We start from the raw sequence: 7,694 nt of genomic DNA on the forward strand, positions 1-7,694 counted from the left end.
AAATACTAAAAGGTAGAATTAACATTAGATAGAATTCTTATAGGGCGAGTTATTTTAGGATTGGTAACTCTGTTGTGTATTTAATGGACTCCATAGCAAATGTTGAAGTCACATTAGATAGCCCTTTTACGCTATTAACTAACCGCTTATAGAATTCGTCAAAACACTTCATATCTTTGACTAGTACTTTCATCATGTAGTCATACTCGCCAGCCATACGATAAAACTCCATTACCTCAGGAAAGTCACTCACAGTTGTAACAAAATGGTGATACCAACCTTCGGAATGATCAATCGTTTTTAACTGAACAAATGCAATGAAAGATAGCTCGAGCTTTTCTGCACTTAACAACGCCACGCGTTTTTCGATGTAGCCCTCTTCTTCCAACCTTTTCAAGCGCTTCCAGCATGGTGTTGTAGTAAGATTGACTCGCTCAGCCACGTCATTTAATGACGAGGTGCTGTCGGTTTGTAGTAAAGCAAGCAGCTGCTTATCTATTCGATCTAAACTCATTTCTATAAACCCATAAAATGTAGAAAATTTTTCTACAAAAATCTTTATTAAGAGTAACAATAGCAAAGTTTTTCTCGAAAATTATAGATAAATTATCCCTATCTAATACTTATCTATCGATTTCCCCAGGAGAGACGCCATGTGTACTGACCACAATTGGATCAACAATGCAGTGCGTAAAATTGAAGCAGACTTCCAACGTTCTGCTGATACTCACTTATTTAAACTCGAACTACCTTCTCTTGATGGTATCGATATCTATCTAAAAGATGAGAGTACGCACCCTACAGGCTCTCTTAAGCATCGATTGGCGCGCTCATTGTTTCTTTATGCTATTTGTAATGGATGGATTGGTCCTGAAACCACTGTAATCGAGGCGTCCTCAGGCAGCACTGCCGTTTCGGAAGCGTATTTTGCGCGTTTACTTGGCTTACCGTTCATTGCCGTCATGCCGAAAACCACTGCACGTAAAAAGATCGAACAAATTGAATTTTACGGTGGTAAAGCGCACCTTGTTGAACGATCAGATCAGATTTATGACGAGTCTCGACGCTTGGCTCAAGAGCTAAATGGTCACTACATGGACCAGTTTACTTATGCTGAACGCGCTACTGACTGGCGCGGTAACAACAACATCGCGAACTCTATCTTTAGCCAAATGGAGTTAGAAGATCACCCGATTCCTAGCTGGGTAGTGATGAGTCCTGGAACAGGCGGCACATCAGCAACCATTGGCCGTTTTATTCGTTACCAAAAATACGACACTAAGCTTTGCGTGGTAGACCCTGAAAACTCAGTGTTTTACGATGCTTTTCAGTCAGGTAATCACTCATTAAAAGGTGAGACCGGCAGCAAAATTGAAGGTATCGGGCGACCACGTGTCGAACCAAGCTTTATTGCTGGTGTCATTGATGAAATGCGCAAAATTCCAGACGCAGCCAGTGTGGCAACCGCCCATTGGGTATCTCAGCTGATTGGACGTAAAGTCGGCGCATCAACAGGCACCAATCTTTACGGTGTGCTGCAATTGGCTTGTGAGATGAAACAACGCGGTGAGAAGGGTTCTATCGTGACGCTTCTATGTGATTCTGGAGAGCGTTACCTAGATACGTATTATGACTTAACATGGGTAAAAGAGAACATCGGCGATATTCAACCTTACTTAGCTCAACTCGAAGTCATTCAAGCAAAAGGTTGCGTTGAGCCAGCTTGTTGCGGCTCAACTAACGCTTAACGTGCAAACTGGACTTTAAAAAACAGCCCAACTTCATGCGGGCTGTTTTTATCGCTGGGTTTTACTTTTTCTGGCGCGCTTCAAACGCAGCCAATTGTTCTGGCGTTGCCGCTGGTTGATGATTTTGTTTCCACTCATCGTAAGTCATGCCGTAAACACGTTCGCGAGCGTCATCAATATCTAAATCCAAACCGAGATTTTCAGCCTCAGATTTATACCATTTGCTAAAGCAGTTGCGACAGAAGCCCGCAAGGATCATCAGGTCGATGTTTTGTACGTCTTTGTTGGCATCTAAATGCGCCAATAAACGGCGAAATGTCGCCGCGTCTAACTTATCTTGTTCTTCTTGAGTCAAGTTTTTGTATTTGAATTCAGCCACTTTCCTTTCCTTCTCTCTTATTTAACTAGCTTTCGTCACCATATCTAGTTAGTCGGTAGTCATGAGTAAGAAGTATGCTTTAGCGCAACAATTCCCATTCTAAAATCACTACCTTTGATAAAAGCTGATATGATAATTACCATCCATCCTATTGATTAAATTAACATTTAAACAAATCATTACAACGGTCTTTTACCAAGGTTATCGTCTAGTTATGAAAAACGCCATTCTATTATTGTCTGCCTTGACCATTAGCGTGCCAACTTTAGCTGCTCAAGAACAAGCTCATCAATCTTATTTTTATCTGGGTACTGGTAACGTTGGTTTTGATACACCGTACTTCGGCTCGGATAGAGACAATGAGTGGTCAACACCACATATCACAGTTGGCTGGGGTTACCATGTAAACCAATACCTCGCGTTTGAAGGGGTTCTGCGCTATTCACAAAATGAACTTAAGAACGATGCTCTAAAAACTGACTTAGATCTTCACTATTACCAAGCAGGTATGTCTGCTGTTGTAACAAGTGATAACTTAGGCGATACGCCGCTGTCACTGTTTGGTCGCGTAACTGCGCTTGGCACTCAAGCTGAAATGTATGTTCCAAACGAACAAAAAGTCACAGATGATTCAGGCGCGCTATTCAACATCGGTGCTGGTGTCCATTGGGATATGAGCAAAGATATCTGGTTACGCGCAGAGTACATTTATAATGTCGCGGATATGGGTTTTGAAGATTTTTACGACAGCTACGAAGGTGTACAAATCAGCCTAGGGAAACGCTTCTAATCGAACGCTTCCGAGCTAACTTTAAACCGATAAAGAGAAGCCGAGGTTATTACCTCGGCTTTTATGTTTTAACGTTTGATTTAAGGGTGCGCTATACGGCCCTTCGTATCATGGCTAATTGCTTTGTTTAACTCTGCTTCTACATGACCTGGTGCTTGTGTTTTCGCCGAAATCAATCGGTACATTGCCGGGATAACAAACAAGGTCACCAATGTCGCAAACCCCATCCCGAAAAAGATAACCGTACCCACGGCAATACGGCTCTCATAACCCGCCCCTGTCGATACGATCAACGGAATTGCGCCAGCAAGTGTGGTAAACGCAGTCATCAAGATTGGACGTAGACGTCGCGCGGCAGCATCAATGATCGCTTTTTCAAACCCAACGCCACGATCACGTAGCTGATTGGCAAATTCTACGATCAAAATACCGTTTTTCGTCACCATGCCAATCAACATGATCATGCCGATCTGACTATAAATGTTCATACCTTGGCCCATAATAACCAAACCAAGGAAGCCACCAAATACACCCATCGGCACCGTAAACATGACCACTAACGGGTTTATGAAGCTTTCAAACTGAGCCGCCAACACGAGATACGCCACTAGTAGTGCCAATGCAAACACAACAGCAACACTCGCTTGGTTCTCTTTAAAGTCTTTCGACTCCCCCGAATAACTCACCGAAATGTCACCCGGTAAGTTGTCGATGGCTTCCTGGTCTAGGTAATTCAGCGCATCTCCTAATGTATAACCTTCCGACAGGTTGGCAGTAATAGTGATGGACTTCTGTTTGTTGTAGTGAGAAAGACGAATAGAGGCCGCCACTTCTTCAATTTTTGTGACCGCATCTAACGTCACTAGCTGACCGCTATTCGTGCGTAGATAAATCTGACTTAAATCTGCAGCATTATTAAAGCTATTTTCATCACCGCGAAGATACACATCGTACTCTTCGCCACGCTCAACATAAGTCGTTTCGCTTTTACCACCGAGCATGATTTCTAGGGTGTCAGAAATGTCTTTAACACTGACTCCTAGCTCTGCGGCACGCTGTCGGTCAACTGTAACCAATAACTCAGGCGTTTTTTCCGAGTAATCTATCTCTGCTCCTTCCATCATTGGTGATTCTTCTGCTTTGTTCTTTAGCATTTCAGCCCAAACAACGAGCTCATCGTAATCAGAGCCGCCTAATACGAACTGAACTGGCTCACTCGAACCACCTTGGAAACCTGGCATAAATGGGAACACTCGAACATCTGGGATACCCGCCAATTCTTTCCGTACTTTGTTAAGGGCTTGCTGAGCCGTGATATCACGTTCGTTCCAATCTTCTAGAATCATGATCACAAAGCCTGTCTGGTCTCCTGCCTGGCCACCAAACGCTGGCGTTTGGATACTGAATGACTTCAGATAACCTTGCCCTAGTAATGGCATCAATCGGTCTTCGACAATATCCATATTGGCTGACATACGATTGTACGACGTAGCATCTGCACCTCGCACAAACGCGAATATCACACCGCGATCTTCTTGTGGGGTCAGCTGGGCCGGTACCTGATTCATCAAGAAATAGCTACCGCCCAAACAAGCTAGAATCACCAGGGGAGCAGCCCAACGTACTTTTAATGCGCCTTTCAATAATGCGCGATAGCCACTCTCAAGCTTGCTAAACAAGCGATCAACTGCTTCATTGAATCGATTTGGTTTTACATTCGCTTTCAAAATCTGACTACCTAATACAGGCGTCAGCGTCAGGGCAATCAAAGAGGAGAATATGACCGACATAGCCAGCAATACAGAAAACTCTGTAAATAGTAGACCTACCATGCCATCCATAAAGGAGATCGGTAAGAACACCATCACCAGCACTAATGTTGTTGCTATAACAGCAAAACCAACCTCTCTTGTGCCTTTATATGCGGCGAGTAATGGCGATTCACCGCGTTCAATATGGTGGAAGATATTCTCCACAACCACAATTGCGTCATCCACCACCAAACCAATCGATAATATCAACGCCATCAAGGTGATCAAGTTGATAGAAAACCCAAAGTAGTACGCGGCAATGAACGAAGAAATCAGAGAAACAGGAACCGTAACCGCAGGAATTAAGGTTGCACGAGCTTGGCCGATGAAAATGTACAATACCAAAATCACCAAGCCGCCCGTGATAAATAACGTGCTGTACACCTCTTCGATTGAACGCTCGATAAACACTGTCGCGTCGTAATCTATCGCAAGACGTGTACCTTCTGGTAAGAACTTCTGGATGTTATCGACTTCAGACCTAACCAGCTTCGCTACTTCTAACGGGTTTGCGTCTGACTGCGGTACCACACCAAGACTGATGTTTACTACACCATCACTTTTGAAGGTTGAGTTTTCGTTTTCTGCACCAATGAAGACATCTGCTACATCTTTTAAATAGATAGGTGTATTGTCGCTTGCGCGTTTAATGACAAGATATTGAAAATCTTCAGGCGTGTTATAAGTACGAGCCGTACGCACGGACATTACTGTTGAGTCGTTGCGAACTTCACCACCTGGGCTTTCTAGGTTCTCACTTCGCAAAGCTGATGTAATGTCCGAAGCTGTAACTGAACGTCCAGCCATTAGTTCTGGCTTAAGCTTCACGTACATGACCTTGTACAAACCACCGGAGAGATCAATGGAGCTAACCCCAGAGATCAGGCTAAAGCGGTCCATCAATACACGTTCGGCATAATCGGTTAATTGAGTACGGTCCATCTCTGCAGAACTGAGATTGATGTAGAGCGACGCCTCTCCCGAGCCATTGTTCTTATAAACAATAGGGTCATCCGCTTCATCAGGTAGCGAGCGCTGAGCACGAGCCACTGCATCACGCACGTCGCTCACACCTGTGTTGAGATCGTAACCTAACTCAAACGTGATCGTGATACGCGACATGCTGTTACGAGTAGTGGAGCTAATTTCATCAACTCCACTGATCCCAGAAAGCTGGTCTTCCAAAACGGAGGTAATTTGGCTTTCAATAATAGTCGCCGATGCACCCTCATAACGCGTACTGATAGAAACGACTGGGCTTTCTATATCAGGCATTTCACGAACGGCTAATTTGGTGAATGACACAAAGCCAAACACACACAACAGCATGCTCAGAACCAACGCCGCGACAGGGCGTTTAACTGAAACGTCGGACAGTAACATTAGTTTTCTTCCTCATCCGATTCACTGTCATTGCGTGTCACATCCGTGGTGTTCGCTTTTAGTGGCGCGACAATTTCTTTCACTTCGACACCATCACGCATGTTAACAATGCCTTGAACCACAATCTTGTCACCAATCTCAACACCAGATTCGATCACCACCTCGTTGCCAACACGAGCACCTAGCGACACTTCTTGACGAGTAGCTTTGTTATTTTCATCAATTACATATACAAAACGTTTAGTTCCGGAGTATTCAAGTGCTTGAACAGGAATGATTGGCGCCTTAATAGCAGGAAATGCTAGTGAAGCGTTCATCAACATGCCCGGCTTCAATTGATTTTCTGGGTTATCAAACTCAATACGCACGCGAAGATTCAGTGTTTCGGCACTGATCCGCGTATCAATACCTGTGACTTGACCAGTAAAGGTCTGGCTACCCCATGCACTGGTTTTAGCGATGACTTCCATACCAATAGAAAGCATCGATAAATAGCGCTCCGGTACTTGTAAATCCAGTTCCATGACGGAAAGATCATCCAACGTCAAAAGTTCAGTACCCGCACTGACCATTTTGCCGCGGCTAAAATCGATAAAACCAACAGTGCCAGAAAATGGGGCAGTAATATGGAGGTCAGCTAAATTGGCTTGAGCAGCATCAAGCCTCGCTTGTGCTATTTCAACACTGGCTTTTTGTGCATCGATTTCAGTTTGAGTAATCGCATTCCGCTTAACCAAACGTTGGAACTCTTTTAACTTACGCTGTTCATCTTTTAGATACGCCTTTGCCTCAATCAAAGCGGCTTGAGCCTTATCGTCATCTAACTTAATTAATAGCTGGTCTTGCTGGACATTTTGATTCGCTTTAACAGCGATTTGATTCACTTTGCCGGCGACTTCCGATGCGACAACCACAGACTCCGCTGCCTTTAATTTGCCGATAAGAGTTAAGGATTGATTGATCTCATGCGTTTCTACTTGTTCAGTCACAACAGTAACCGCTGAGCCTCCTCGCATCGCAGCGCAAACCGATGGAGAACTCAGTAATATAGAAAGCGTTAAAACAGATAACGATAACGTGGCTTTCATGCTCATGATATTGACTTCTAAACGAATAAACTTATGTCATTAAACTGCTTACAGTTTATCAGTAGATACGGTGTTTAACGTCAAGTAGTGTAAATTCAAGTAAAAAGCGCGCCTCTCTTCTGTTCAAAGGACAAACAAAACGCTGACTTTCTACCATCTTTGCCCAAAAAGACAGCATTCAACGTAAAAACGTAAGAAAAACGCTTTACAGCCTGAGCGAGTTTGCTATGATTCGCTCCGCACTTGGGAGATGAGTTGGGAAAACATCTTACTAAGTATAAAAATCCTCTGGAGGGGTTCCCGAGTGGCCAAAGGGAGCAGACTGTAAATCTGCCGGCACTGCCTTCGATGGTTCGAATCCGTCCCCCTCCACCATATTCTTTCTTATGTTTTTCCTTTAAACGTGAGAACAACTTGAAAGCTAGGTTGGGAAACTAACTTTTAAGTATAAAACACCCTGGAGGGGTTCCCGAGTGGCCAAAGGGAGCAGACTGT

The 7,694-nt window shown here is 44.0% G+C and carries 6 protein-coding genes and 1 tRNA gene; 3 read left to right on the forward strand and 4 right to left on the reverse strand.

What is annotated here, in order from left to right; genetic code table 11:
- Positions 1-49: 49 nt before the first annotated feature.
- Positions 50-514 carry an Lrp/AsnC family transcriptional regulator gene (locus tag R7P35_RS08030; protein ID WP_005378579.1) on the reverse strand — a complete coding sequence of 155 codons (465 nt, stop codon included), beginning with the start codon at positions 512-514 and terminating at the stop codon, positions 50-52.
- Between the two features lie 139 nt (positions 515-653).
- On the opposite strand from R7P35_RS08030, the gene R7P35_RS08035 reads away from it, so the two are divergent.
- Positions 654-1,748, forward strand: coding sequence for a PLP-dependent cysteine synthase family protein (locus R7P35_RS08035; RefSeq protein WP_169628355.1), 1,095 nt, complete (start codon positions 654-656; stop codon positions 1,746-1,748).
- 61 nt (positions 1,749-1,809) lie between these two features.
- Here R7P35_RS08035 and R7P35_RS08040 read toward each other — a convergent pair whose 3' ends face one another.
- Entirely contained in the window at positions 1,810-2,127 is a 318-nt protein-coding gene (locus R7P35_RS08040; protein WP_005378586.1) for a DUF1244 domain-containing protein, read from the reverse strand.
- Positions 2,128-2,341: 214 nt separating this feature from the next.
- Here R7P35_RS08040 and R7P35_RS08045 point away from each other — a divergent pair, with 214 nt between their 5' ends.
- Entirely contained in the window at positions 2,342-2,917 is a 576-nt protein-coding gene (locus tag R7P35_RS08045) for a porin family protein (protein WP_005378589.1), read from the forward strand.
- 80 nt (positions 2,918-2,997) lie between these two features.
- Here the strand turns inward: R7P35_RS08045 and vmeF are convergent, their stop codons facing one another.
- Together vmeF and R7P35_RS08055 are read right to left on the reverse strand one after the other, a co-directional pair.
- On the reverse strand, positions 2,998-6,111 hold the full coding sequence (vmeF, locus tag R7P35_RS08050; protein WP_005378591.1) for a multidrug efflux RND transporter permease subunit VmeF: 3,114 nt from the start codon (positions 6,109-6,111) through the stop codon (positions 2,998-3,000).
- Positions 6,111-7,205 (reverse strand): efflux RND transporter periplasmic adaptor subunit, encoded by a 1,095-nt coding sequence (locus R7P35_RS08055; RefSeq protein WP_005378593.1) that lies wholly within the window; start codon positions 7,203-7,205, stop codon positions 6,111-6,113. Before R7P35_RS08055 ends, vmeF begins: the two co-directional genes overlap by 1 nt.
- A 284-nt stretch (positions 7,206-7,489) precedes the next feature.
- On the opposite strand from R7P35_RS08055, the gene R7P35_RS08060 reads away from it, so the two are divergent.
- Positions 7,490-7,574, forward strand: a tRNA-Tyr gene (locus R7P35_RS08060).
- Positions 7,575-7,694 lie beyond the last annotated feature (120 nt).

The organism is Vibrio sp. Vb0304 (assembly GCF_033338995.1).
Taxonomy (GTDB): Bacteria; Pseudomonadota; Gammaproteobacteria; order Enterobacterales; family Vibrionaceae; genus Vibrio; species Vibrio alginolyticus.